Origin of the sequence: Scopulibacillus cellulosilyticus (assembly GCF_042665295.1) — a bacterium.
Classification (GTDB): domain Bacteria; phylum Bacillota; class Bacilli; order Bacillales; family Sporolactobacillaceae; genus Scopulibacillus_A; species Scopulibacillus_A cellulosilyticus.
The window spans coordinates 39,511-64,780 of record NZ_JBHTCO010000041.1 but is presented as its reverse complement, the minus strand read 5'-3'; the positions used below and the strand labels follow the sequence as shown (position 1 = coordinate 64,780).

The 25,270-nt window shown below is 37.8% G+C and carries 28 protein-coding genes and 1 other RNA gene; 23 read left to right on the top strand and 6 right to left on the bottom strand.

Going from position 1 to position 25,270, the window contains the following annotated elements:
• Positions 1–167: 167 nt before the first annotated feature.
• From pruA to ACFQRG_RS18715, 9 genes are all read left to right on the top strand, one after another.
• A complete protein-coding gene (gene pruA / locus ACFQRG_RS18755) occupies positions 168–1,715 on the top strand; it encodes an L-glutamate gamma-semialdehyde dehydrogenase (RefSeq protein ID WP_380968961.1) in 1,548 nt (515 codons plus the stop codon).
• A 144-nt stretch (positions 1,716–1,859) separates the two neighbouring features.
• Complete coding sequence (locus ACFQRG_RS18750) at positions 1,860–2,831, top strand: proline dehydrogenase family protein (RefSeq protein WP_380968959.1); 972 nt, start codon at positions 1,860–1,862, stop codon at positions 2,829–2,831.
• Between the two features lie 229 nt (positions 2,832–3,060).
• Positions 3,061–4,569, top strand: coding sequence for a sodium/proline symporter PutP (gene putP, locus ACFQRG_RS18745; RefSeq protein WP_380968957.1), 1,509 nt, complete (start codon positions 3,061–3,063; stop codon positions 4,567–4,569).
• Between the two features lie 149 nt (positions 4,570–4,718).
• Entirely contained in the window at positions 4,719–6,860 is a 2,142-nt protein-coding gene (gene recQ / locus ACFQRG_RS18740) for a DNA helicase RecQ (protein WP_380968955.1), read from the top strand.
• A gap of 175 nt (positions 6,861–7,035) precedes the next feature.
• Positions 7,036–7,443 carry a GntR family transcriptional regulator gene (locus ACFQRG_RS18735; protein ID WP_380968953.1) on the top strand — a complete coding sequence of 136 codons (408 nt, stop codon included), beginning with the start codon at positions 7,036–7,038 and terminating at the stop codon, positions 7,441–7,443.
• Positions 7,440–8,156, top strand: coding sequence for an ABC transporter ATP-binding protein (locus ACFQRG_RS18730; RefSeq protein WP_380968952.1), 717 nt, complete (start codon positions 7,440–7,442; stop codon positions 8,154–8,156). Before ACFQRG_RS18735 ends, ACFQRG_RS18730 begins: the two co-directional genes overlap by 4 nt.
• 2 nt (positions 8,157–8,158) lie before the next feature.
• Complete coding sequence (locus ACFQRG_RS18725; protein ID WP_380968950.1) at positions 8,159–8,959, top strand: ABC transporter permease subunit; 801 nt, start codon at positions 8,159–8,161, stop codon at positions 8,957–8,959.
• 256 nt (positions 8,960–9,215) lie between these two features.
• Positions 9,216–10,127 (top strand): ABC transporter ATP-binding protein, encoded by a 912-nt coding sequence (locus tag ACFQRG_RS18720; protein WP_380969089.1) that lies wholly within the window; start codon positions 9,216–9,218, stop codon positions 10,125–10,127.
• A gap of 78 nt (positions 10,128–10,205) precedes the next feature.
• Entirely contained in the window at positions 10,206–11,351 is a 1,146-nt protein-coding gene (locus ACFQRG_RS18715; protein ID WP_380968948.1) for an ABC transporter permease, read from the top strand.
• A gap of 48 nt (positions 11,352–11,399) precedes the next feature.
• Here ACFQRG_RS18715 and ACFQRG_RS18710 read toward each other — a convergent pair whose 3' ends face one another.
• Positions 11,400–12,101 (bottom strand): Dph6-related ATP pyrophosphatase, encoded by a 702-nt coding sequence (locus ACFQRG_RS18710; protein ID WP_380968945.1) that lies wholly within the window; start codon positions 12,099–12,101, stop codon positions 11,400–11,402.
• A gap of 261 nt (positions 12,102–12,362) precedes the next feature.
• Between ACFQRG_RS18710 and ACFQRG_RS18705 the strand changes: the two genes are divergently transcribed.
• On the top strand, positions 12,363–12,512 hold the full coding sequence (locus tag ACFQRG_RS18705; RefSeq protein ID WP_380968943.1) for a hypothetical protein: 150 nt from the start codon (positions 12,363–12,365) through the stop codon (positions 12,510–12,512).
• A gap of 32 nt (positions 12,513–12,544) precedes the next feature.
• On the opposite strand, the gene ACFQRG_RS18700 is transcribed toward ACFQRG_RS18705, so the two are convergent.
• Complete coding sequence (locus tag ACFQRG_RS18700) at positions 12,545–13,492, bottom strand: hypothetical protein (protein WP_380968941.1); 948 nt, start codon at positions 13,490–13,492, stop codon at positions 12,545–12,547.
• Positions 13,493–14,063: 571 nt separating this feature from the next.
• Here ACFQRG_RS18700 and ACFQRG_RS18695 point away from each other — a divergent pair.
• A complete protein-coding gene (locus tag ACFQRG_RS18695) occupies positions 14,064–14,513 on the top strand; it encodes an ASCH domain-containing protein (RefSeq protein WP_380968939.1) in 450 nt (149 codons plus the stop codon).
• Between the two features lie 63 nt (positions 14,514–14,576).
• On the opposite strand, the gene ssrS is transcribed toward ACFQRG_RS18695, so the two are convergent.
• Together ssrS and ACFQRG_RS18685 are read right to left on the bottom strand one after the other, a co-directional pair.
• Positions 14,577–14,770: non-coding RNA, 6S RNA (gene ssrS / locus ACFQRG_RS18690), on the bottom strand.
• A gap of 142 nt (positions 14,771–14,912) precedes the next feature.
• A complete protein-coding gene (locus tag ACFQRG_RS18685; RefSeq protein WP_380968937.1) occupies positions 14,913–15,875 on the bottom strand; it encodes a hypothetical protein in 963 nt (320 codons plus the stop codon).
• A 356-nt stretch (positions 15,876–16,231) separates the two neighbouring features.
• On the opposite strand from ACFQRG_RS18685, the gene ACFQRG_RS18680 reads away from it, so the two are divergent.
• The 8 genes from ACFQRG_RS18680 (at position 16,232) to ACFQRG_RS18645 (ending at position 21,828) form a co-directional block, all read left to right on the top strand.
• Positions 16,232–17,116, top strand: coding sequence for a DUF1002 domain-containing protein (locus ACFQRG_RS18680; RefSeq protein WP_380968935.1), 885 nt, complete (start codon positions 16,232–16,234; stop codon positions 17,114–17,116).
• Positions 17,117–17,284: 168 nt separating this feature from the next.
• A complete protein-coding gene (locus ACFQRG_RS18675) occupies positions 17,285–18,268 on the top strand; it encodes a glycosyltransferase family 2 protein (RefSeq protein WP_380968933.1) in 984 nt (327 codons plus the stop codon).
• Complete coding sequence (locus ACFQRG_RS18670; protein ID WP_380968931.1) at positions 18,268–18,942, top strand: GNAT family N-acetyltransferase; 675 nt, start codon at positions 18,268–18,270, stop codon at positions 18,940–18,942. The genes ACFQRG_RS18675 and ACFQRG_RS18670 overlap by 1 nt, the downstream gene beginning before the upstream one ends.
• Positions 18,943–19,002: 60 nt before the next feature.
• Positions 19,003–19,368: an EamA family transporter gene (locus tag ACFQRG_RS18665; protein ID WP_380968929.1), complete on the top strand. Its 366-nt coding sequence runs from the start codon at positions 19,003–19,005 to the stop codon at positions 19,366–19,368.
• 12 nt (positions 19,369–19,380) lie between these two features.
• Positions 19,381–20,517 (top strand): dTDP-4-amino-4,6-dideoxygalactose transaminase, encoded by a 1,137-nt coding sequence (rffA, locus tag ACFQRG_RS18660; RefSeq protein WP_380968927.1) that lies wholly within the window; start codon positions 19,381–19,383, stop codon positions 20,515–20,517.
• A gap of 95 nt (positions 20,518–20,612) precedes the next feature.
• Entirely contained in the window at positions 20,613–21,122 is a 510-nt protein-coding gene (locus tag ACFQRG_RS18655) for a hypothetical protein (RefSeq protein WP_380968925.1), read from the top strand.
• 82 nt (positions 21,123–21,204) lie between these two features.
• Complete coding sequence (gene tlp / locus ACFQRG_RS18650; protein WP_380968923.1) at positions 21,205–21,435, top strand: small acid-soluble spore protein Tlp; 231 nt, start codon at positions 21,205–21,207, stop codon at positions 21,433–21,435.
• Positions 21,436–21,642: 207 nt separating this feature from the next.
• Positions 21,643–21,828, top strand: a complete 186-nt coding sequence (locus ACFQRG_RS18645; RefSeq protein WP_380968921.1) for an aspartyl-phosphate phosphatase Spo0E family protein — start codon at positions 21,643–21,645, stop codon at positions 21,826–21,828.
• Positions 21,829–22,100: 272 nt separating this feature from the next.
• On the opposite strand, the gene tatA is transcribed toward ACFQRG_RS18645, so the two are convergent.
• The gene (gene tatA, locus ACFQRG_RS18640; protein ID WP_380968919.1) at positions 22,101–22,277 is read right to left on the bottom strand and encodes a twin-arginine translocase TatA/TatE family subunit; all 177 of its coding nucleotides are present in this window, start codon (positions 22,275–22,277) and stop codon (positions 22,101–22,103) included.
• A 247-nt stretch (positions 22,278–22,524) separates the two neighbouring features.
• A complete protein-coding gene (locus tag ACFQRG_RS18635) occupies positions 22,525–22,704 on the bottom strand; it encodes a Fur-regulated basic protein FbpA (RefSeq protein WP_380968917.1) in 180 nt (59 codons plus the stop codon).
• Positions 22,705–22,844: 140 nt separating this feature from the next.
• On the opposite strand from ACFQRG_RS18635, the gene ACFQRG_RS18630 reads away from it, so the two are divergent.
• From ACFQRG_RS18630 to ACFQRG_RS18615, 4 genes are all read left to right on the top strand, one after another.
• The gene (locus ACFQRG_RS18630) at positions 22,845–23,000 is read left to right on the top strand and encodes a DUF1540 domain-containing protein (RefSeq protein WP_380968915.1); all 156 of its coding nucleotides are present in this window, start codon (positions 22,845–22,847) and stop codon (positions 22,998–23,000) included.
• Between the two features lie 219 nt (positions 23,001–23,219).
• Positions 23,220–23,462 carry a spore germination protein gene (locus tag ACFQRG_RS18625; protein WP_380968912.1) on the top strand — a complete coding sequence of 81 codons (243 nt, stop codon included), beginning with the start codon at positions 23,220–23,222 and terminating at the stop codon, positions 23,460–23,462.
• Between the two features lie 41 nt (positions 23,463–23,503).
• Positions 23,504–23,749, top strand: a complete 246-nt coding sequence (locus tag ACFQRG_RS18620) for a spore germination protein (RefSeq protein WP_380968910.1) — start codon at positions 23,504–23,506, stop codon at positions 23,747–23,749.
• A 301-nt stretch (positions 23,750–24,050) separates the two neighbouring features.
• Positions 24,051–25,265 carry an MGDG synthase family glycosyltransferase gene (locus tag ACFQRG_RS18615; protein WP_380968908.1) on the top strand — a complete coding sequence of 405 codons (1,215 nt, stop codon included), beginning with the start codon at positions 24,051–24,053 and terminating at the stop codon, positions 25,263–25,265.
• The last annotated feature ends 5 nt before the right edge of the window (positions 25,266–25,270 follow it).

Below are 25,270 nucleotides of genomic sequence, written 5' to 3'. Positions count from 1 at the left end.
TAAAGCGTTTACAAAAGTGTATAGACTTTACACTTATTTTACAAAAGTGTTAACAAAAAGTGAACACTCTTTTCTATAAAACTTTTAATTATCTTATAAATTTTTTTGGCATAAAAGTTGCATTAAATAAAGTTGAATCATAAAAAAAGCTATTTGGAGGGAAAACAATGGTCTTATCATATAAACATGAACAATTAACCGATTTTACGAATTTGGAAAATAAAAAAGCCTTTGAAGAAGCATTGCAGGTTGTTAACTCACAGCTGGGACAAGATTATCCTCTTGTGATCGGCGGAGAACGTATTACAACAGATGAAAAAATCATCTCCAAAAATCCGGCCAATAAAGAGGAGATTATTGGTACGGTTTCTAAAGCCAATAAAGACTTAGCTGAAAAGGCAATGCAAACTGCTGTTGCGACATTCGAAACATGGAAAAAGTGGGATCCGGAGGCACGTGCAAATATTCTATTCCGGGCAGCAGCAATGATACGCCGCCGCAAGCATGAATTCTCCAGTTATCTTGTCAAAGAAGCAGGTAAGCCTTGGAAGGAAGCGGATGCGGATACAGCCGAAGCCATAGACTTCCTTGAGTACTATGCGCGCCAAATGATTAAATTGAAAGACGGTGTACCTGTAGAAAGCCGTGAAGGAGAAATTAATAAATTTAACTATATTCCTTTAGGTGTCGGTGTTATTATTTCACCGTTTAATTTTCCTTTAGCCATCATGGCCGGAACGACAGTCGCTGCTATTGTAGCTGGTAATACGGTTCTTCTAAAACCATCTAACAATACACCGGTTGTTGCCGCGAAATTTGTCGAGGTAATGGAAGAAGCTGGCCTTCCGAAAGGTGTGCTTAACTATATTCCGGGAAGCGGAGCAGAAGTAGGGGATTACCTTGTTGATCATCCGAAGACACGTTTCGTATCATTCACAGGTTCCCGTGAAGTCGGCTGCCGTATTTATGAGCGTGCGGCAAAAGTGCATCCGGGGCAAATCTGGTTAAAGCGTGTGATCGCTGAAATGGGCGGTAAAGATACTGTTGTCGTAGATAAAGACGCTGATTTAGATCTAGCAGCATCATCAATCGTTTATTCTGCGTTTGGATTCTCCGGTCAAAAGTGTTCAGCCGGTTCCCGTGCTGTCATCCATGAAGATGTCTATAATGAAGTACTTGAAAAAGCAGTAGCATTAACAAAGACATTAACAGTTGGCAACCCTGAAGATGTGAATAACTATATGGGGCCTGTGATTGACCAAGCTGCTTATAACAAAATTATGAAATATATCGGCATTGGCAAGGAAGAGGGCAAACTGATGTGCGGCGGTGAAGGAGACGACTCAAAAGGATACTTCATTCAACCGACTATTATTGCCGATGTGGATGAAAAGGCAAGGCTTATGCAAGAGGAAATATTCGGTCCTGTTGTTGCCTTCTGCAAGGCAAGGGACTTTGATCACATGATGGAAATTGCCAATAATACCGAGTATGGTTTAACTGGTGCGTTACTTTCAAATAATCGTGAACATATTGAACGTGCAAGAGCGGAATTTCATGTAGGCAACCTATACTTCAACCGCGGATGTACAGCAGCGATCGTCGGTTATCAGCCATTTGGCGGATTTAACATGTCGGGAACGGATTCGAAAGCAGGGGGACCTGATTACCTTATCCTGCACATGCAAGCGAAGACAACAGGCGAACTGCTTTAAAAAGATGGGCAACTTTTCTTAAGTTGCCCAATTCAAACTAGAAGTTAGAATAACGAGAGAAAAATAAGCGATGTTACTTGCTTCGTAACAAAAGACACCCTAGTTAACGGGATAAAAGAAAAAAAGACTAAAGAGGGATACACTATGACGCCAAAGGACTTTTTCATCGGTCTATCACAAAATAAGCTATTAAATGACCTTGCAAAAAAATATGGTCTCCAGTTAGGTGCAAAATCCGTTGTTGCCGGCACCAATTTGGAAGAATTGATGGCAAGTGTCAAAGAATTGAATGCACAAGGCATCTCCACAACGATCGATAACCTCGGGGAATTTGTTTCAGATAAAAAAGAAGCAATCGAAGCGAAAGAGCAAATTATTCAGGTTATTGAAGCCATTCATGAAAACAATGCAAATGCTCATATATCTGTAAAAGCGACTCAGCTTGGCCTGGACATCGATTACCATTTTTGTCTTGAAAATGTAAAAGAAATCGTAGAAAAGGCAAGCAAATATAATATATTTATCAACTTTGACATGGAAGATTACAGCCATTTGCAACCGTCGTTTGATTTAATCGACGAGCTGTCAAAGGACTACGACAATATCGGTACAGTCATCCAAGCCTATTTCTTTGAATCCGGCGAAAACATTGAAAAATATAAAGACTACCGGCTGCGCATCGTAAAAGGCGCCTACAAAGAACCGGAAAACTTAGCATACCAGGATAAAAAGGAGATCGACCGCAATTTTATCGAATTGATAGAATATCACTTGCTGCACGGCAAATTTACGTCGATTGCAACGCATGATCATCACATTATTAATCACGTAAAAAGATTTGTTGATGAACATCATATTTCAAAAGATAAATTTGAATTCCAAATGCTGTACGGGTTCCGCAAAGACCTTCAGCTCCAGCTTGCTAAAGAGGGCTATCAATTTTGCACTTATGTTCCGTTCGGCAGTGATTGGTATGGCTATTTCATGCGCCGCCTGGCTGAACGGCCGCAAAATATCAATCTTGTAGCCAAGCAAGTATTCAATAAGCGAACCAATACAATACTTGGCATCGGAGCAGGTGCATTCCTATTAGGAAGACTAAGCAAAAGGCTATAAAGTTTTCTTAATAATTTTTATAAAAATAGGGGAAGCGAGCACGTTTTTTGCGCCGGCCCCTTTAAAGGTTTTTTTCAAGTAAACATTACAGAGATTTAAATCTGCTTTTGATGAGACCGGTTGTATGAGGAAATACCCAATAATAGAAAAAACGATAAATAAGGTTTCGTGACTTTGGTTTATAATAATAACCGTGGAGAGAAGAAAAATAGACGAGAGGAGAATAGATATGAAAGCTGAAGTTTTTATATCAATTGGCATCTATATGATAGTCATGTTATGCATTGGGTATTTTGCTTACAGAAGAACAGCCAACTTGACAGATTATATGCTTGGGGGACGAAATCTTGGACCCGCGGTTGCAGCGTTAAGTGCCGGTGCATCAGATATGAGCAGCTGGCTGTTAATGGGACTGCCTGGTGCAATGTATGTCAGCGGATTAAGTGCGGGATGGATCGTTGTCGGTCTTTGTTTAGGAGCATATTTGAACTGGTTGTTTGTTGCACCGCGCTTGAGAATTTATTCAGAAGTTGCCAATAACTCGATTACAATTCCAGACTATTTTGATAACCGTTTTAAAGACAATACTAAAATTTTAAGAATAGTTTCAGCCTTTGTTATCTTTGTATTTTTTACCTTTTATGTATCATCTGGAATGGTTTCCGGCGGACAGTTGTTTAAAAGCGCTTTCGGACTTCCGTATGGATGGGGAATTTTAGTAACAGCAGGTGTCGTTATTTTATATACATTATTTGGAGGATTCCTTGCTGTCAGTTGGACGGATTTCGTTCAAGGGACACTTATGTTTTTATCTCTTATTCTAGTACCTATCGTTACGATTATTCATATCGGAGGCTTTTCAAACACTTTTCACGACATCCATTCTATTAATCCAAAATTGCTCGATGCTTTCAGGGGAACAAGCGTCATAAGCATTATTTCTCTTATTGCTTGGGGACTGGGATACTTTGGACAACCCCATATTATCGTTCGTTTTATGGCAATCACATCGAAAAAAGAGGTTAAAAGCGCCCGCCGTATCGGTATGGGCTGGATGATTTTTTCGATTGTCGGGGCTATGTTTACAGGTCTTGTTGGTATTGCCTATTTTAGTGAAACAAATGCAAAACTTGGCAATCCAGAAACAGTGTTTATTGTGTTGGCCGATATACTATTCGACCCGATTATTACCGGCTTTTTATTAGCGGCTATATTAGCAGCGGTCATGAGCACTATCTCCTCACAGTTACTTGTGACATCAAGTGCATTAACACAAGATTTTTACAAGACATTTTTACGTAAGTCTGCTACAGATAAAGAACTTGTTCTCGTTGGGAGGCTTGCTGTTCTCGGTGTTGCCGTCATTGCCTTATTAATGTCTTTACACCCAAATCAGACAATCCTGAATTTAGTTGGATACGCATGGGCAGGGTTCGGAGCCGCATTCGGTCCAGTTGTATTGCTTAGTCTTTATTGGAAGCGAATGACAAAGTGGGGAGCGCTGACCGGTATGATCACCGGTACCGTCACAGTTATCGCGTGGGTTCAAATAAGGAAACATCACGCATTTATCCCAAGTTTCATTTGGCATAAAATTCAACCTATCATTAGTTTCTATGAAATTATTCCAGGTTTTCTTGTATGTACCGCAGCTATACTTATAGTAAGCTTGTTAACAGCAAAACCTTCAACAGAAGTAGAAAAAGAATTCGATCAAACCGTAAAAAAAATAGCATAGCTATAAAGTCATGCCCACCTCAAAGGAGATGGGCTTTTTGTATGCTTGACGACTTTTTTAAAACTTTATTCATTTGTCACCTATCACATCTTGTTATCTAAATGGTAAAATAGGATTAATATATAAATCATTTTTTAAGGAGAATCCTCATGCTTGATCAAGCGCTAAAGATTCTTAAAGATACTTTTGGTTATGATTCGTTTCGGAGCGGACAAGCTGACATTATTCAGAACCTGCTTCAGGGGCGGGATACTGTCGGTATTATGCCGACAGGAGGCGGAAAGTCTATTTGTTATCAAATCCCTTCTTTGCTTCTCCCTGGTGTAACCCTCGTTGTATCTCCTTTGATTTCATTAATGAAAGATCAGGTCGATGCTCTTGAGAAAGAAGGGGTATCAGCAACTTTTATTAATAGCACTATTTCTTCTGCTGACGTTCGTGAACGGTTAGATGGCGCGATACAAGGGCGTTATAAATTAATTTATATTGCACCGGAACGTTTGGAGTCACCTGCCTTTTTGGATTGGCTGAATAATATCAATCTTTCTTTAATCGCTATCGATGAAGCGCACTGTATTTCACAGTGGGGTCACGATTTCAGACCAAGCTATCTTTTAATTAAAAGTATGATTGATCGGATTAACGCGAAGCCCGCCATTGTTGCTTTGACAGCGACGGCGACGCCTAAGGTAACCGGCGATATTTGCGATATGCTGAATATTCCTTCTGAGAATGTTGTAGCTACTGGATTTGAAAGAGAAAATCTATTTTTTCAAGTCATCAAAGGCCAGGATCGCGACCGGTTTTTAGAATCATATATTCATAAAAACGCCTCGCAATCAGGCATTATATACGCAGCCACGCGCAAAGAGGTTGAGCGTCTTTATACATTTTTAACAAATAATAAAATTAACGCCGGGAAGTATCATGCCGGTATGCCGGAACAAGAGCGGAACGATAATCAAGAGCGTTTTCTCTATGATGATCTCACCGTTATGGTAGCAACATCTGCGTTTGGAATGGGTATCAACAAATCAAATGTGCGTTACGTGATTCATTACAATATACCGAAGAACATTGAATCCTATTACCAAGAAGCAGGACGCGCCGGGCGTGATGGCATTGAAAGTGAATGTACACTTCTGTTTAGTGCGCAAGACATTCAGATTCAGAAATTCCTTATTGACCAGTCGGAAATGGACGAAGGCCGAAAAAGAAATGAATATGACAAGCTGCAGCAAATGGTTGGCTATTGCCATACGGAATCGTGCCTGCAGCAGTATATTTTAAAATACTTTGGTGATTCAGACGCAGCGGTATGCCGTCATTGCGGTAATTGTACAGATGAACGCGAGTCTGTTGATGTGACGCGTGACGCACAAATGGTATTTTCGTGTATTAAGCGGATGAAGGAACGTTTCGGTAAAACTTTTATTGCGAAAGTTTTAACAGGTTCATCTGATCGTAAAATAAAAAGCTTTGGCTTTGATAACCTGTCTACCTACGGGATTATGAGTGACAGAACGCAAAGCCAGGTCTCCGGGCTGATTGATTATTTAACAGCTGAACAGTACCTTGCACCAACAGGCGGCAATTATCCGGTGCTGGTATTGACACCAAAAGCAGTAGAAGTCCTTTTAGGCAAGCGAAATGTGTTGAAAAAGGAAGAGGTGCAAGCGAAACAGTTTGTTGTCCAAGACGAGCTGTTTGAGCGGCTGCGGAAAATTAGAAAGGAAATCGCCGAAGCCGAGCAAGTGCCGCCTTTTGTTATTTTCTCAGACGCAACGTTACGGGAAATGAGTGCCAAGCTGCCTGCAGATGAACAGGGACTGCTGAATGTTAAAGGTGTTGGCGGACAGAAGCTGGAATTATACGGGCAAACATTTATAAATGAAATTGTTAAATACTGCGAGGAGAACGAAATCACTCAGCCGGAACCAAGCATAGCCCAACCCAAACCGCAAATAAGGGTGAATAACAGTTCTAAGGAAAAATCCCACCATTTAACATATAAAATGTTCAGTGAAGGCCTGCCAATCCAGGAAATAGCCGATCAACGCGGCATTTCAACGACAACTGTCGAAACGCATTTGGTTCGCTGTGATGAAGATGGTTTTGACATTGATTGGGAACAATTTATCGACGCGGATTACGAACCGCTCATCGCAAAAGCGATTGAAGAAGCCGGAACCAAAAGATTAACCCCAATTAAGCAAAGGCTGCCTGAAGAAGTCAGTTATTTTATGATCAGAGCCTATATGCAAAAAAACTTAAAAGAAGCAGACAAATAAATTTAACAGCAAAAACCTCCAGATTGGGGGTTTTTTCGTTTATTTTAGTACCCCGCAAAAAGGGAAAAGCCTTTTTTTAAAAAAACCACTTGTATTAAGTGTGTTAAGTGATATAATACACTTAAATCACACAAAATCATAATATATAACGCGCCCCTTGGATGGAGGGAAAGCAATGGAAGTACGACAGGTTGGGACTTTGACATTTCAATTAGACTTTAGCCAACCGCTTTATGAACAAATATTAGAGCAAATCCGCAGTTCTTTAGCAAAAGGAGAGATTGGTTTGGGTGAGAAAATTCCATCAGTACGTGAAATGGCGCACGCGCTGAAGATTAATCCAAATACGGTGATGCGGGCATATAAAGAGTTAGAACGAGATGGTTTAACAGAAAAGCGCCGCGGTCAAGGCACTTATATTACGACATCAGAAGAAAGGGTAAAAACATTTCGCAGCGAACTAGTTAAAGAATATATAGACGACTTTTTAAATAAAGTGGAAAGTCTCGGATATACATGGGAAGATATCGAGGGATATATGTACGAAAAAGGAACCGGGCGGAAAGGCGGCGATTTAAAATGACCACAGCTGCTGTCAACTGCAATCAAATTGCAAAAAGATATGGCGATAAATACGCCTTAGAAGAATTAAGCATCTCAATACCTGAAAATAAAATTGTTGGGATTCTTGGGCCGAACGGGTCAGGTAAATCGACTTTATTTCGCATGATTACCGGATTGGTCAAACCCGACAGCGGGGAAATAGAAGTGTTAGGGAAGACGCCTGGCTGGAAAACAAACCGGGACATTGCCTATTTGCCAGACAGAGCACGCTGGTATCCCAATCAAACGGTGGCTGATGCCTTTCAATGGGCAGAACAGCTGCTGCCCGGTTTTGATATGGATAATGCAAAGGATTTGGCGAATTTTATGGAAATGGACTTAGACTTGCGGGCAAACGGTATGTCACGCGGCCAAGAAGCAAGGCTTATGTTAATCCTATGTATGGCAAGGAATGTACCGCTTGTTATTTTAGATGAACCATTCTCCGGCATTGATGTGATATCACGGGAACGAATTATCGAAGGGATGATCGATTACCTTAGTGATCGGGATCAGACCATTCTCATTAGTACACACGAAATCTATGAAGTAGAAGGCATGTTTGATTATGCAATCTTCCTAAATCAAGGGAAGGCTATTTTATCCGAAGATGTCGAAGAACTCCGTGCGCAATATGGATCAATGCATGACATCTTTCGACAATTCTATGGTCTGCAAAAGGGAGGATTTTAGCTTTGTCATCATCTAATGTTTTTTGGACGCTTTTTAAATACGAATATAAAGCAGTTTTTGCCAATAGAAAATTAGGGCGTAAGAATAAAATGCCTCAGAAAGTTTGGCTTGTGTATGCTGCGCTGCTTTATATTGCATTTCTTGGGTTTGCAGTCTATGCCACTTATCATCATTGGAATTTCCAACTTAGAAATATATGGTTTTTTACACTCGGGTTGCCGTGGATGCTGTTTGGATTCGGGATTTCTTCAATTAAAAATGAATGGGAAAACAGCACAGAAGGCTGGTGGCTCACGCTTCCTTATTCAAGGATTATGTTAATCGGAGCAAAATATATTGCTGCTTTGTTTAAGACCCTTTTTATTCTTATTGTCATATATGCTTTGGCAATTGTTTATGCCATCTTATATGGCGCATGTATAAGCGTTTGGCAAGGTGGTTATCCCCTTCATGAAGTAACCCAATTTATCATGTCGGGATTTTGGTGGTATTTATTTTTAATTGGGTTAATGCCTTTAATGGTTTCTATAGGGGTTCTTGTCGGAGTCATTAAATATTCGACCGCAAAATATATTTCCCCGCTGATTTATATTTTCATGTTTATATTAGGATACGGCATGTACGGCGGGTTAGGACTTTTTAATCAAAAGCACAATTTATATACAGTATTTAGCGGTGAGATTAGTCCTGGCTCTTCACCATTTCCTGTTGTATTTATCTATTTCATGATTGCAGGATGGGTTTTGGCATATTTAATGGTTCGTTTTTCTGGTTACTTGTTAAAAAATAGATTGGATTTATAGATTGGAGATTAGTGCGTTAAGCAGCTGCCTGAATTAATATCTTTTCAGTTTCAGGATGAGCTTTGTTAAGTTTTTATGAATGGCCTCACGCAGGAATTCATTTAAATCCGCCTTGCTTGGCAGCTGCTCCTAATCTTCAATTGCGTTGTTAGTTTTTCTTTTAAAGTACAAAAAACTGTTAATTTCTGGAGGGATTTTAATGGAGACAGTGTTGAATACAGAGTCTTTAGACGCTCAAAGCCGCTTAGCGGATACCATTTTGGATGTGAGTCATTTAAAAAAGACATATGGTAAGAAACAGGCAATAGAGGACGTTACTTTCTCAGTTAAAGCGGGGAGCTGCTTTGGTTTGCTCGGGCCAAACGGCGCAGGCAAATCAACGACAATGAAGATTTTAACGGGCATTATTAAGTCAGATGGCGGCAGCGCTAAGCTATTGGGCAAGGATGTTTCGAAAAACAAAAACGTTGTTTCAAAGAATATCGGCTATGTCCCGCAGGAAATCACTTTGTATGATCAATTAAGCGCCTATGACAATCTTGTTTTTTTTGGAGAAATGTACGGGGTTCGCGGGAATGAATTGAAACGCAGGATTGATGAGGTGTTGGCTGACACGGGTCTAACGGAACGAGCGAAAGATGCGATTAAGACATTCTCCGGCGGGATGAAACGCCGGATCAATATTGCTTGTGCTTTATTGCATCGCCCGAAGCTGCTTATATTAGATGAACCGACAGTCGGGATTGACCCGCAATCGCGTAATCGTATATTCGAAATGATTCGTGCATTAAATCGGGCAGGAATAACTATCATTTATTCTACACATTACATGGAAGAAGTCGAAGCGCTGTGCGACGAGATCGCCATCATTGATAACGGCAATGTAATGGCCCAAGGACCGCTCGGCGGATTGCTCGAACGTTACGGCCAAAAGGCAATTTATGTTGAAGCAGGCGGGGTCATCGAGATACCGGACTTACCTCATGTAGTAAAAATGCGTAAAGAAGGTTCCGGATGGGTCGTCGAAACGAACCAAGTTCAGGCAGTTATGCAAAATCTTATTAAACTGGCGGCTGAACAACATTGGGATGTCAAGCAGCTTGAGATTGTCAGACCATCGCTGGAAAGTGTATTTTTGTCAGTCACCGGTACAGCACTAAGAGACTAAAAATTAGTAATAATTAGTTATCCACAGTTCACGGGGTCAGACCCCTTAATTGGGGATAACTTAAAAAAGGGGATTGTTATGAAATCAATCATTTTAAAAGAGTTAAAGTTGATGTTAAAGGAAAAGAGAAGCTACTTTTTTCTTTTGATTATGCCGCTGCTTATGATTGTCATGTTCGGTTCTATCTTTGGCAATACCGATAATTCAACGATTGACATTCATGTTATCGATCAAGATCATTCCTTGGCATCAAAGGCTTTTCTTGGACAAATGAACCATATTAAAGGAATAGATTTGAAGCAAACTTCTTCAAAAAATACAAAGGATGAAATTGATAAAATTAAAAAAGGACAGTTAGCGTCGGTTCTTGTTATAAATAAAGGATTCCAAAAGTCATTGAAGGAAGGAAAACAAGCGGACTTGAAGCTTTACCAAGATCCTTCTTCTGCATCATCAGTTGCACCTGTTAAAGCCGTGCTTAAAAACATTGCAAATGGTTACCGGGAACAAAAATTGTCGCAAACGCTGGCGGCAAAAGGTGTTTCTAAAGCGGATATATCTAAAACATTGGCTCAGCCAATCCAAATTAAAGATGTCGATACAACAGCCCAAGGCATTAATTATATTTCACAAGTTGTTCCGGGAATGACCGTTATGTTTGTCTTCTATATCATGATCTCAATGGCAAAACGCTTTTTTGATGAAAAGAAATCAGGACTTTTGGCAAGGGTTCAAAGTACAACTGTTAAACCGTTTCAATATTTGATTGGAATGTGGCTGCCATTTGTCATTATTGTTATTGCCCAATGTGTTCTTCTCTTTGCTTTTGGACACTGGGTTTACGATCTTCACCTTGGCGACCTTGCTGCATTAGGCCTGATCATTATCTGTATCAGCATTTGCAGTTCCGGAATCGGTTTGGCACTGTCACTGATTGTCAGCAGTGAAAATACAGCCATGGTTATTTCCCAGATTATCGCACTTGGCGGCGCTATGGTCGGCGGCTTATGGATGCCTTCGTATCTTATGCCATCTTTTGTGCAAACGATCGGTCATTTTACACCGCAGTTTTGGGCACAAAAAAGTTTACAAGATGTGATTGCCCATGGCGCCCATATTAGCAATGTCCTTGAAGGTCTTGGTATTTTAATTGCATTCGGTGCAGCCGGGTTAATTGTTGCTACATTGTGTTTTCCACGATTCTTGCGCTCTGCCGCCAATTAACTAAATAAATTTATTAAAAAAATCGGGTGATTATCCCGATTTTTTTATTTAAATTTTTTGCTGCTGTTTGTCAATTAATCTTGTTTTCTCGATATCTAATGACCAGAGCCCGTTATTTAAAACAATATTAGACTGTATGATATCAACTTTTTGTTTAAAAATCGGTCCATCAAGCACGAATGTGTGATATTCGCCATTTTCCCCCATAGGACAAATATCGGAAAATCCACAAATGTCATTAAAAAAGGTTTGATCAAGAGATCGCCCTGCAAAGCTTTGATCAAAATATATATCAGAAGCACGGCAAACGACCGCTTGATACCCAAGAGATATCCATTCATTCAGTAAGTCTAATGAATGCCTTTTGTCTATCCAAACTGGAAATAAGGGATCAAGTTCTGAAGATAAGGCGACCTGTTCATTCCATTTTCGTTCCGGCTCAATGTACAAACTGCCAAAGGCAACGGCGTCTGCCTGATGTTTTTTGCGTAGGGCAGATAATGCTTCTTCTAATCGAATTTCATAGTTAAGATTTTGCGCATCAACCATGACAAGAGGGAGATCAATCGCTTTTGCTTGCTGTTTTATAACATTTAAACGGATGCCGTGTGATCGATTGCGGTCATCAGCTTCTGAAACCATTGTTACAAGACCAACAACTTCGTACCCATTTTCTAAAAGACGGTGCAAAGATAGACAACTATCCTTTCCGCCGCTCCAGCTTAAAATAACACGTTTATTTGAATTCATTTAGTTTCCTCCATAGCAAATTCTAAAACCATTTTAAAGCTTGAAGGTACTATAAGGGAATTCACAAGTTGTTAAAATAGCTTCTATAAATAAAATAGAATAGATTAATCCTTCGGCAGGTTTTATAATTACAAACACGTACAATAGCCAATGTATAATATGTTGCTCAAAAGACAGCCGGGTGATAATTGCTTGGCTGTCTTTAAATGAATTTTTTGCGTTAACTTGCAAATAATAGCATAGGGAAAGGGAGGTAAAAAGATGACAAAGCGGAAACAGCCAAAAGGAGCAGCACGAAATAGTAATTTTACGCCAACAGAAAGCATGGCCAATATGAATTTGACGGATAAAACATTTGCAGAAACAGAGATTCCAGAGAAACTTAAAAATCCGCATAAAGAAGAAGAGTAAAGGGGCTTATAGGACGGCCCCTTTTTTTATTGTCAATTAATTTGTTGAAAAGATGTTGCCATTTTAATGAAGGTCATTGGATCTTTTTTTGTTTCCAAATGATAAACTTTATTGTTATCCTGCCATTTCATTTTAACTAGGGTATTATTATTCCCATTATAAAAAATTGTAATAGTTCCTTCTGAATGAGGTGCAGGCAGGCTATGGTTTTCTAAATAATTTACAATATTTTTGGCTAACCCTTTCTGATTTTTTGCTATTGAATTTTCGGTAAGTGTGTCTATATTAATATACCAATTTCCCTCATTCCACATAATATTTGCGTGGCCTGCTGATCCTTCCATGCCTGCTTTAATGCCATGACCTAGATTAAGTCTCCCATTATTACCTGTGTTAATATAATCACCGATTTCCTTTTTGGCATCGTTGAAACTTTTATATTTTTTCCCGCCGAATTCAACAATTTTATTTTTTGAACTAACATCATTTAGGGAAGAATCATTAATTGGGGTTGGTTTAGAAGTTTGCATAAATATAACATTATAACTGTTTGTATCAGATTTTATTGCCGCTGATAGATTCGTGTTTTCATCAATGGGAACTTGAGTCGGCGCCATCTTAGGAACGGATGTATTAAGGCTTTGCATGGTTTTTCGAATGACATTATTAGGAGATGTTGATTTTGTATTATCCTGATTATTGTTGCCCTCGCCGGAAGAGTTATGCTGGTCAGAAGAGGTATTGCTGTTAGCCTTTTCCGATTGATTATTTGTTGGTTGAGTGGATGGCTTATTATCATTTTTTTGGTTACCCGCATCTTTGTCGGCTGAATTTTTTTCAGTTGTTGTTTTAGAATGATTTACTGCGGAATGATTGCTATTGTTATCTCCATGTTCCGAATTAGCCGTCTTCTCGTGTCCGCATCCTGTTAAAAGTGTTATACCTAGTGCGATAAACATCACTGAATAAAACTTCTTCATTTTTAACACTCCTTCAAATAAAATTAGCTGAATATAACAAAGTCATGATTGCGGAAGATTAGCTTCTATTTAATATTTGATACAATGATCTTTATAAGAATTAGGCAGCATGTATTAAAAGTAAGAAAGCTATAATAAAAACAATCCACAGGAAATCACTCTACGACCGAAATTTAAACGCTTTTTACGTTCTGATAATCCATCCCTTTTTTGAACATCTAAAAAGTAATTGATGAACAAAAATATGAGCAGTTATGCTTAACCCCAAAAAAGCAAAAAAAACAGTATAAACTTCATAAGGCAAGTATTCCTTCCTGAATGGATAGTTGGAATTCATACCCTCGTTATAAATAAAAAAAACACTTAAAAATGAAAAGTATTAGAAAATTTCTTTCCTTAGGAAATATAATTAGTCGGTTTTACAGCAAATTATCATAAAGCGCATTTTAGAACAAAAATAGTTGCTTTTATAATTTACTAAGAGCTTTAATTGAATAATATTTTAGATTACCTTCGATCTATTTATAATATTATGTCATTAAAAATGAAAGATGTGTTAGGAGGCTATATTATGAATCAGGCAGCTCAAGCGTATTGGAATGATTTTTGGAGGGATCAAGATAAGCCTCGGTCTGTTAGTGCATGGCAATTCGGAGATAATCCTAATCATCTCGCACAGTTGGTTATAGATGGCATAAAAACTGCAACATGCTCAGGATATATTTTTTATAAACTGGAGAATGAACCACTGCCAACAACAGAGGATTATAGCATTATTTTAAACAGTGAAGATAAACCTGTGGCAATTATTAAAACGGTGGAGGTTGCACTAACCCCAATGAATGAAGTCACTGAAGAGTTTGCTATTGCTGAAGGTGAAGGAGATAGGACTTATCAATATTGGTGGGAAGCTCATGAAAAGTTTTTCAGAAATGAATTAAGCGCAATTGGACGTGAATTTAAGGAAGATATGCTTCTTGTTTGTGAGCGTTTTAAAGTGGCAGATGTTAAAGATAGATAAGTTTTGTTTATATATAGACAATAAAATACAGTTTCCGAATAAACCTAATGATTAGGCTTGTTATGTACAGCCGCCATTGCCGTAGTTGTATAAGAAAGTTTTAAACCACCACTCCTCAAAGTGGGTGTCCGCAGAAATGTTCCTGCATGTCCTCCATGTCATATAGACAGAGGCTTGTCATTCCGATTTCAATTTAAACTCCCTTTTACAGCTTAAAGGTTAAAACTTTATTATGAATACGAACAATGCAGCTTGTGTGATTATATTACCTCGATTATGTCATTTGTTCAATGGTAATTGTTTCCGTATGTTACCGGCGGGCTTCTCCGCTCAACTATTTATATGGCGAAATTAATGGGGAGGGAAAGCCCCCTGCTCCTTTAATATTTTTGTTAACTATTAAAAAGATTTCATTGAAGTAGCTATTTTCAAGACATCTAATGGATTTTTGTATGATTGCATATGGTAAACAATCGATTGATCTTGCCAGGATATATAAGTCTTCGGTGTTTTTTTCTCGCATTTTACTCGAATAAATCCTTTATCATGAGGTGATGGTAATGCATGGGTATGCAAATACGCAACCATATTTTTGGCAAGACTTTCCGGAGTGCAACTTGGATAAGCATTTGGGGCATCTGTCCCTTCGATTAAGATAAACCAACGGCCTTCTGTCCATGTTATAGACGTATGGCTCGCAGCTACTCCAGATTCCCCCTTTATACCGTAGCCTAGATCAGTGTTGCCTTTATTTGATTTATATTTTGAAGCGTCTTGTAATGAGGAATATCCATTGCCAGCAGAAGATTTGGCCTTTTTGCCGGCTTCAGAAGGATTTTTATATTTATTAGCTCCAAATGAAACAATATGATTCTTTGAACTAATATCATTTAAAGAAGCATCATTAATTGGCTTTGGTTTAGAAGTTTGCATAAATATGACATTATAGCTATCATTATCAGATTTAGTTGCGGCAGATAAATACTTGCCGTCTTCTAATGGGACTTGGGTTGGCGCCATCTTAGGAACGGATGTACTCATGCTTTGCATGGCTTTTTGCATAACGCTATGAGGTGAAGGTGATTTTGTACTTTCCTGATTTTTATTGTCCTTGTCTGAAGGACTTTTTTGATCCGACGAATGATTACTGCTTGATTTTTCTGATTGGCTATTTGTTGGTTGAGTGGATGATTTATTATTGTCCTTTTGATTATCTGTTTCTTTATCCAATAATTTCTTTTCGGATTTTGATTTTAAATGATCCGGTGTAGTGCTCCCGGCATTGCTTGCATTCTGGTTTCCGCATCCTGTTAAAAGCGTTATGCCTAAAGCAATAGACATCATTGAATAAAATTTCCTCATTATTTCACTCCTCAAAAGGGTATATATAATTTACTTACCCATTATTTAAGAACTTTTAACTGGTTAAATATAATTTGTATATAATTCATGGGATATTCCGCCAAATGGTATTCTAAAAGGGATACTTCTAATTACGTAAAAAACGTTTAGGAGACAAGAGTTTTGTTTGTATGAATGTGCAGTTCAGATATAAATTTTCGGTATGCCCCCAATGAAAATTAAAGTAATACGTATCTTATAATAAAGAATGATCTTGACATCTCTTATCTGCAAAATTATATTATTGTATAACTGATCTATCATTCTATTATATATAATATAAGATGATAGGCATTAACCTAAGAGAGGGTATTAAGATGTTAAATAAAATTATTGTTCCGATTTTATCGGCGATATTGATTGGAATAGGATTATCCGGAACGATATCCGCTAAGGCCGATTCAGCTCCGGGTGATGTTATTGTTACAATTGGAGCTAATTTAACAGAAGCTCAAAAGCGTGACATTTATAGGGAAATGAATGTTGACCCGACTCAAGCAGAAATTATTACCGTTACAAATGCGGAAGAACATAAATATCTTGATAAATACATGCCAAAGGCACAGATCGGCAGCCGGGCGATCAGCTGTGCCAAAATTACACTGAAAGACAAAGGTACAGGTTTATCGGTTCGCACCCATAATATAACTTACGTTTCGGATGATATGTATATTAACGCTTTATCGACAGCGGGCGTTAAAGATGCGAGTATTTATATCACAGCGCCATTTAACGTATCCGGGACGGCAGCGTTAACAGGCTTAATTAAAGCCTATGAAACGTCAACAGGTAAAGTCATACCTGAAAAGCAAAAACAAGTGGCTAATGAAGAAATGGTAAAAACAGCTCAATTAGCTCAGCAAAACGGTGTCGGAAAAGAAAAAGCTGCTGATCTCATGACGACTATCAAAGAAAAGATCGCCCAAGACAAACCGTCAAACGATCAAGAAATGAGAAATATTATTAATGATTCGGCAAATAAGGTCGGCATAAGTTTAGACAGCCATGATACTAATGAATTGGTATCCTTATTCAATAAAATTGAAAACCTGAATATTAACTGGAATACAGTAACTGATCAGCTGCAAAATGCTAAAAATAAAATCACTCAGGCTGCAAATTCAGATCAAGCAAAAGGGTTTTTTGCAAAGCTGGGAGACTTTTTTCAATCACTCATTAACAAAATAAGTTCAGCACTTTAATTAAGACCATGCCATTTTTGGCATGGTTTTTTACTTTTCCCGGGTCCCATTTTTAAATGAGCACCGGGAAAAGTCGCTCATAAAACGAGCTTTTTATACAGGAAATGAATGGAATTTAATCTGTTGGATAACCTAAATGTATGAAAATGTCGGATGGTGGTGACATTTGTGAACATACAAGCATATAAGCCTTATATATCGGTTGTGACGCCGGTTTATGGCTGCGAAAAATGTCTTCGCGAGTTGTATCAACGGTTAAAAAGGGTGTTGAATCAAATCTCTAACCGTTTTGAAATTATTATGGTTTGCGATCATAGCCCGGATCAGTCGTGGGAAGTCATACAATCGTTAGCAGCTCATGATATGCGGGTAAAAGGGATTAAACTTTCCAGGAATTTTGGCCAGCATATCGCCATTACGGCAGGACTTGATGCGAGTAAAGGTGATTGGGTGGTCGTCATGGACTGCGATTTGCAAGATCAGCCGGAGGAGATTATACACCTTCATACTAAGGCGCTTGAGGGTTATGATATTGTGTTTGGGCGTCGCGCTGAGCGTCATGATACTTTGATAAAAAAATGGCAGTCCAAGCTCTTTTATAAAGTTTACGGCTATTTCGCAGATACTAAGTTTGATCATTCAATAGCAAATTTCAGTATATGCTCGAGACAAGTGGTTAATGAAGTGGTTCGTTTACGGGAAAGAAGCCGCTCTTATCCGCTTTTTTTAAAATGGCTCGGTTTCAACTGGACATCAGTAGATATTAATCATGCGAAACGGGAAACTGGGAAATCAAGTTATAATTTGTCGAAATTGATGCGATTTGCGATGGACAGCATTGTTTCCCAGTCAAACAAGCCATTGCGTTTAGCGATCAAACTGGGCTTTGCCATTTCGTTTGGATCCCTTCTATTTGGCTGTTTTCTTATTTATAAATACTTTTTTCTCATGCAGCCTGTAGCGGGATGGACGAGCTTCATGGTTTCAATTTATTTTATTGGCGGGTTAATTCTTGCTAATTTAGGCGTTCTGGGTCTCTATATTGGTAAGGTTTTTGATGAGGTTAAGGGGCGTCCGCTTTATATTATCCATCAGGCTGTCGGTTTTGAAGAGCCTGTTCAAGTGATAAAAAATAAGGAGACTGACGTGTAATGGAGGACATTATCAGGACACCGTGGGATCAGCGGGCATTTGGTATTGATACATACGAAATCCGCCGCGTGTCAGAAGACATTTTGTCTTCGTTAGATCAGGTAAATGGCCATTTTACAGTTAAGATTTCTCCTTTAGAATCAAAGGCTTTGCTTCATCAGTATGGTTTTTATTATTGCGATACGCTTATTGAGCCGTATGGCAGTTATAACCGTTTTCAATTTTATTCCGAACCCGCTATCTCAATTAATGAGGAAATTGATTTAGAAGAGATCATTGACATGTGTTTTGATACGTTCCACTTTGATCGGTTTCATCGGGATTTCCATATTGATTCAAAAAAGGCTGACGGGCGTTATGCCAATTGGCTCCGCGATATTTACAAGAACGGCAATGTATTTGCGCTTCGTTATAGACAAACAACAGCGGGCTTTTTTGCATGTCATGATGAACGGATATTACTCCATGCTTTACATAAGGATTTCAGAGGAAAAGGTTTGGCCAAATATTTTTGGAGCGCTGCATGTCAGTATTTATATTCTTTTGGTTACAAGGAATTGGTCAGCTCTGTATCGGCGGCAAATACGGCTATAGTCAACGTTTATCATCATCTGGGTTTTTCTTTTAGAAATCCTGTGGATATTTACCATAGGATCAATCATAAACATTTATAATAGGAAGTTTGAAAAAGGCAAGCCGCCGTTTCTTTAAACTTCAATTAGAGGAGTATGACGTTGGGTTACTTATATATTTTCGGTACGATTTTCTTTACGGTTTATGGACAGATGGTATTGAAATGGCGGATAAATGCAATCGGTCAGCTTCCGTCCGGATCTTTGGAAAAGGTCTTGTTTTTGTTTAAAACTGTATTTGATCCTTTTATTTTTTCTGGATTGGCCGCTGCTTTTATTGCCTCCCTATTTTGGATGGCGGCTATGACAAAGTTTTCTTTAAGTTATGCTTATCCGTTTACAAGCCTTTCTTTCGTATTGGTTGTTGTTTTATCAATACTTTTTTTCCATGAAGCGATAACTGTATATAAGGTTGTTGGATTATTGTTGGTGATCATTGGCGTCATAGTTATAAGTCAGTCTGCTTAGGTGGTGTAAAGTATGATTCCTTTTAATCAGCCAGCTTTAACAGGCAACGAAGAAGCTTATCTTATTCAAGCTATCAGGAATCGCAAAATTTCGGGAGATGGACACTTCACACAGCTTTGTCATCAATGGATTGAGAAGACATTCCGGTGTCCGAAAGCGTTACTTACGCCGTCATGCACTCATGCATTAGAAATGGCTGCGGTGCTGATGGAAATAGGCCATGGTGATGAAGTGATCATGCCGTCTTATACCTTCTCATCAACAGCCAACGCCTTTGCACTGCATGGAGCAAACATTGTGTTTGTCGATATTCGTCCGGATACAATGAACATTGATGAAAGGCTCATTGAACAAGCAATCAATCATAGAACGAAAGCGATCGTTGTTGTTCATTACGCGGGTGTTGCTTGTGAGATGGACGCTATCATGAAATTAGCTGATAAATATGGATTATTTGTTGTTGAAGATGCAGCACAGGGCGTCATGAGTATGTACAAAGGACGTCCGCTTGGGACAATCGGACATTTTGGCTGTTACAGCTTTCATGAAACAAAAAATTTCACAAGCGGGGAAGGCGGTGCGCTGTTAATTAATGATCAACGCTATGTGGACCGTGCTGAAGTTATCAGGGAAAAGGGCACCAACCGGAAACAATTTTTGCAAGGTCAGGTTGATAAATACTCATGGGTTGATATTGGCTCATCCTTTTTGCCTAGTGAACTCAATGCTGCTTATTTATATGCACAATTTGAAAAGGCGGAGGAGATCAATACAGACCGCTTATCAAGCTGGCACACTTATTATAATGAATTAGCTGATTTGGAGCGTGCCGAGAAAATAAAATGCCCTCATATACCCGAGAACTGTCAGCATAACGCCCATATGTTTTATATTAAAGTTCGAGATATTGAAGAACGTTCGAAGTTCATTAGTTATTTGAAAAGTAAAGGTATTATGGCTGTTTTTCATTATGTTCCGCTCCATTCCTCTAAAGCCGGTCAAAGGGTAGGAACATTTCATGGCAATGATCAATTTACGACAAACGAAAGTGAAAGGTTGGTCCGTCTTCCTATGTATTACGGGTTAACAAATGATTCCATTAATTACATAACAGATTGTATCAGGGGCTTTTATGAAACAAGAACTTAATAGGGTATTTATCTTTATGAAGGTTCGTTACAGTCAATACTTTGCTTTTGGCGGCGAATATTCTAAAAAGAAATGCTTTTTTTGGGGGAATATTCATGTCAATACTAGCAAAGTTAAAACCGCTTCCGGTAGAAGAAATTTCCAAAGACGATGTCCTTTATCGGGGTTTGGAAATTAAGATGCAGCAGCTCGGCCATCTGACACCTTTTCGTGAGTCGCTAAATTGGAACGAAGAAATTGCCTCTTATGAATTAGGGAGTCATGAATTAATTGAAAAGTTAAAGAAAACCGCGGCTAAAAATGATGGTGTTCCATTGTTTTATGCAAAGCTTTTAAAAAAGACAATTTATCAGAATTTAATTCTTCACCCAAACAATCAAGGTTTTTACTTGCCGTTTCGTTTTGAAGAACCTTTTACTATTGAGATTAAAGGGAAAAAAATTTGGATTGGTTCTTCAATCCGTCTGTCCGAGGAGTTAGCGTGGCTTGAATTAACTATGAAAAATGAAAATGATAATGATCTGGTTGAAGTTTGGAAAACCTTGCAGGAAATATGCCGTGAAAGTTTTGAGCATATGACGCCGATACAATTACAATCCGCTTAACGGATTTTTCGAATTGCAGGAATAAACTTCTCTTCTTGAAACACAATAATAGTGATTCGATGAATTAAAGGAGGGACTGTTTATGCCTAGACCTAAACCGGATGACCGCAGCGATAACGTTGAGAAACTGCAGGAAAATGTCCAAAATACGATTGAAAACCTTGAGGAAGCTCATGAAACATTGCATAATGATGATCTTTCAGAAAAAGATCGTCAAGCTATTCTTGACAAAAATGAGCGCCGGGAGCAAAGCATTGCCGGTATGCGTGAGGAAATTAAAGACGAAGCTCAATATCAAAATCAAAAAGACTAGGCATTTTGCCTGGTCTCTTTTCCTCTTTTGACATTATCCACCATAAAACACGTCGTTATAGAATGTGTAACCGGTTAATTATTTTGTTTGAAAATGTCTAATGATAATAAGTTTTGTCAAAACAATTGCAATTTCTATCGATCCTTTGCATAATAGACAAAGGTTTATATGAACCGACATTTCATATAGATAGGGGTAAAGAAGAAAATGAAGGAAAGTAAGAATCCGACCAGAATTGAACTTATGCAAATGATAAATCGAAAGAGAAAAGAAATGATGAAAATCGCATCCATCAGAGGTCTAAAAAACAAAGAAACGGTTAAGCAAAGTAAAGAGCTAGACGTCTTAATTAATTTATATCAACGTAATTTGCTTCAATCTAAAAGTTCTTAATTTATTTATTGGATATAGATCAACCCCATGAAAGCAATTAGTCCTTCATCTTTGCCTTTTTGCAATATCCAATTAAGATAAATTTTTAATTAATTTAAAAAACAAGAAACGAATGACGATTCACTCATATAAACTTATACTTAAAGAAGCTTGAAAATACAGACTTGACAACCACCGGCGTTAAACAAATTAACAATTGCCGAGTTTTTCCCTTTAAGAGTTAAAAATGAAAAGGAAAAAACCTCTAATTATAGAGGTTTTAAAAAAGGAAATTATTCTTTAGGAGGGTTTATTGACTCGTCTTGATCTGCCTTGCCATTGAATGACCTTTTAAATTCATTTAGTGTTTTACCAGCAGCTTTTCCCAATTCAGGCAATTTTTTTGGACCGAAAATAATAAAGGCAACCAATAAAATGAGAGCAATTTTACCAGGGCTAAACAATTCCATTTGTCTTCCCCCAATCGTTTGGTTTATATTCATTATAACCCGTATATTGAATATAAAAAATATTTAAAAATGAAAAAGGAGCAAAAAGATGAAAAATTCAACGTTGGGTTTGATTCTTTTAGGGATTGTTTTAGTTGCGACTATTGTATACTTTATTTTAAATTGGATATTTTTATCATAAAGCCAAGGCATTTTTACATATAGCAGCGGAAAATAATTTTGCGAAATAAAGAAAGACGCGAAAACTTTATTTTGCGTCTTTCTTTTTTGTTTCTTGGAGCGAGCGCCATTCCTTTTCTAAATCAGTTAAGGTTAAATCATATAAGTGTTGCTCGCCCTTTTTATATATACCATTCTGGATCAGTTCATTAATAAGAGCAGTTCTTCTTTTTTCAATAGCTTTTTTTCGTATAACATGATCGTTCAAGTTTACCACCATCTTTTTATACAAAACTTTTTGGTATTTGATTCTAAATGATTACATTTTACTTGTCAAATGAATGGACCTCAAGCTTGCTGCTAATCCTATAACTGCACCACATTATCTAATGAGGAGTGGATGATTCCATGGCTAAAGATGTGTTGTGTGAAGTAAATAATTGCAAGTATTGGGAAAGCGGAAATAAATGCAGCGCTAAATCCATTTATGTTGTAAGCCACACAGGAAAAAAGGCTAAAGAACAAGAAGAAACGGATTGTAAAACATTTGAACCAATGGCATAACATATGAGGGCAATCAATGATTGGTTGCCCTCTTTTTTTACGTTTTTAAAATGATTTATATCATCCCGGGATTAATAACATATAATAAAGGAAAATGGCCCATTTTTATGTGTCAGCTTGATAAAGATACGGTGTAGCTGCCCAAAAGCTTTTTCAAGTTGTTGCCTGCTGTGGACGGTTACTTCTTAAACAATGATCATTTCTGAGGAGATGAGGGCTGTGCCATACGCAATTAATATCTTTAATATAAAAACAAATGGCGTTACAATGAATGGTAATGTTGATATCGGTCCAACCGTTCATAACAGCCATACTGCAAATACAAAGGCAATAGGTGCAAATGTTTCTCTCGGTGACTTTTCACCATCCAGTTCCTTTAGTTTAAATGGCAGTTATGATCCGGATCTTAGCGATCAAGGTCAAGTTGCGAACCCATCATTGCCACAAACCGGTCAAATTTAATCCGATGTGTCTTAAAATTCTTTTTCTATGTGGTGATTCCCATGTCGTTTATATTTAACATAAAAAATATTAAAATCAATAACATGTCACATAATGCATCGATAATTATAGGACCGGGCTATCATAACAGTCATACCGCCAGTTCTAAAAGTCAAGGTGGGAATAACACAATTGGCGACAATTCACCGGCTTCTGGATTATTTAATAACCAATTATACGATCCCGATATTAACGATCAAAGTGAAGTCGGAAATACTGACAGTATAAACGGCACTACCCAAGGATAAATGATATTAATTTATTTTTTAGCATGCGTTGAAAATCAACGGGTGCTTTTTTTATGTCCATTACTGGTGAAACTTGTCCTTAATATATTATGCAAAATAAGAATAATTCATGTTAAAATAGGGTAATACACACAAACACTTTTTTAAAACGAATATTATAATTGTCCTTTCTTATTAAATATAAAGATAAGTAAATACTTTTAATTACATTTTTTATGAATTTATAAGGCAATTTGTTGGTTATCACTCACTGCCATTGAAGGTCTTTTTGGCTGGTTTGAGGATAAAAGGAGCTATTAAAATGAAAATATTGTTATTGCCTTTGTTTAAAATGCCATCAGGGCATCATCATGTAGCTGATGCGATTATTAACCTTATAGAGAAAAGAACTAATAAAATTGAATGCAAAAAAGTTGATTTATTAAGTTATAGCAGTAAAACGATTGAAAAGGCAGTATCATCACTATATCTAAAATGGATACACCATACGCCCCGTTCTTATGATTGGGCCTATAGACATTTTGCCTATACGAAAAATCATAAACACGTTTCTTTCAGCGGGATAGAACGATTTTTTATAAATAAACTTTATAAGCTGTTAACCAGTGAACAGCCTGATCTCGTGATATGTACACACGGCTTTCCTTCATTGTTAATGAGCCGTTTAAAATTAACCGGTGTTGTTAAGATACCAGTTATCAATATATATACGGATTTCTTTATGAATGATATATGGGGAAGAAAAGGTATTGATTATCATCTTGTCCCAAACCAGGAAATGAAACAGCAAATGATTGAAAACTATCATATTAAGGAACGCCGCATTATCGTCACCGGGATCCCTGTGCATGAAAGCTTTTTAAAACCGGGTAAAACGATGCATTCTCATTCTTATCAAAAGAAGATACTCATAGCCGGGGGCAGCAGCGGACTGGGGAATATGATCGAATTAGTAAAAAATAATGAGCGAAAACCGAAGTATCAATATATCATTTTATGCGGCAACAATAAAAAGCTGTTTAATGACATAAAGAAATTAAATTTAGATTATGTGAAGCCGCTGCCTTATATTTCATCAAAAGAGGAAATGAACCGGCTGTACGATGAAGTTGATGCAATTGTTACTAAACCCGGCGGCGTAACTATCAGTGAAGTTTTGAGGAAAGGGTTACCGATATTTGTTCATTCGGCTTTACCTGGACAAGAATATATTAATTTACAATATTTAAAAAGTCAGTATTTAGTATATGAGATTAACCGGCAAAATGATCTGGAAGCTATCATTTCGGGTGTCTTGCAGAATGAACTCGAAATGAGAAAGTGGAAAAAGGCTGTTTCAACATATCTTGATAAGTTTGAAATACCTTCAACTAATACGATGTTTCAATTAATTTCAGCCAACACACTTAAAGGTGCATATTTTAATAAAAGCGGATATCCATTTTTACGTGTCCGGAATGTTGTCAGCAAGGTTATGAAGTATATGAAAAAGACTTCACCAATAGACAATATATAAAAAAG

What these genes read in the sequence shown, in the direction of transcription:
- pruA (WP_380968961.1), top strand. Translation starts at nt 168, where the DNA reads ATGGTCTTATCATATAAACATGAACAATTAACCGATTTTACGAATTTG.
- ACFQRG_RS18750 (WP_380968959.1), top strand. Translation starts at nt 1,860, where the DNA reads ATGACGCCAAAGGACTTTTTCATCGGTCTATCACAAAATAAGCTATTA.
- putP (WP_380968957.1), top strand. Translation starts at nt 3,061, where the DNA reads ATGAAAGCTGAAGTTTTTATATCAATTGGCATCTATATGATAGTCATG.
- recQ (WP_380968955.1), top strand. Translation starts at nt 4,719, where the DNA reads ATGCTTGATCAAGCGCTAAAGATTCTTAAAGATACTTTTGGTTATGAT.
- ACFQRG_RS18735 (WP_380968953.1), top strand. Translation starts at nt 7,036, where the DNA reads ATGGAAGTACGACAGGTTGGGACTTTGACATTTCAATTAGACTTTAGC.
- ACFQRG_RS18730 (WP_380968952.1), top strand. Translation starts at nt 7,440, where the DNA reads ATGACCACAGCTGCTGTCAACTGCAATCAAATTGCAAAAAGATATGGC.
- ACFQRG_RS18715 (WP_380968948.1), top strand. Translation starts at nt 10,206, where the DNA reads ATGAAATCAATCATTTTAAAAGAGTTAAAGTTGATGTTAAAGGAAAAG.
- ACFQRG_RS18710 (WP_380968945.1), bottom strand. Translation starts at nt 12,101, where the DNA reads ATGAATTCAAATAAACGTGTTATTTTAAGCTGGAGCGGCGGAAAGGAT.
- ACFQRG_RS18705 (WP_380968943.1), top strand. Translation starts at nt 12,363, where the DNA reads ATGACAAAGCGGAAACAGCCAAAAGGAGCAGCACGAAATAGTAATTTT.
- ACFQRG_RS18700 (WP_380968941.1), bottom strand. Translation starts at nt 13,492, where the DNA reads ATGAAGAAGTTTTATTCAGTGATGTTTATCGCACTAGGTATAACACTT.
- ACFQRG_RS18695 (WP_380968939.1), top strand. Translation starts at nt 14,064, where the DNA reads ATGAATCAGGCAGCTCAAGCGTATTGGAATGATTTTTGGAGGGATCAA.
- ACFQRG_RS18685 (WP_380968937.1), bottom strand. Translation starts at nt 15,875, where the DNA reads ATGAGGAAATTTTATTCAATGATGTCTATTGCTTTAGGCATAACGCTT.
- ACFQRG_RS18680 (WP_380968935.1), top strand. Translation starts at nt 16,232, where the DNA reads ATGTTAAATAAAATTATTGTTCCGATTTTATCGGCGATATTGATTGGA.
- ACFQRG_RS18670 (WP_380968931.1), top strand. Translation starts at nt 18,268, where the DNA reads ATGGAGGACATTATCAGGACACCGTGGGATCAGCGGGCATTTGGTATT.
- rffA (WP_380968927.1), top strand. Translation starts at nt 19,381, where the DNA reads ATGATTCCTTTTAATCAGCCAGCTTTAACAGGCAACGAAGAAGCTTAT.
- ACFQRG_RS18655 (WP_380968925.1), top strand. Translation starts at nt 20,613, where the DNA reads ATGTCAATACTAGCAAAGTTAAAACCGCTTCCGGTAGAAGAAATTTCC.
- tlp (WP_380968923.1), top strand. Translation starts at nt 21,205, where the DNA reads ATGCCTAGACCTAAACCGGATGACCGCAGCGATAACGTTGAGAAACTG.
- ACFQRG_RS18645 (WP_380968921.1), top strand. Translation starts at nt 21,643, where the DNA reads ATGAAGGAAAGTAAGAATCCGACCAGAATTGAACTTATGCAAATGATA.
- tatA (WP_380968919.1), bottom strand. Translation starts at nt 22,277, where the DNA reads ATGGAATTGTTTAGCCCTGGTAAAATTGCTCTCATTTTATTGGTTGCC.
- ACFQRG_RS18630 (WP_380968915.1), top strand. Translation starts at nt 22,845, where the DNA reads ATGGCTAAAGATGTGTTGTGTGAAGTAAATAATTGCAAGTATTGGGAA.
- ACFQRG_RS18620 (WP_380968910.1), top strand. Translation starts at nt 23,504, where the DNA reads ATGTCGTTTATATTTAACATAAAAAATATTAAAATCAATAACATGTCA.
- ACFQRG_RS18615 (WP_380968908.1), top strand. Translation starts at nt 24,051, where the DNA reads ATGAAAATATTGTTATTGCCTTTGTTTAAAATGCCATCAGGGCATCAT.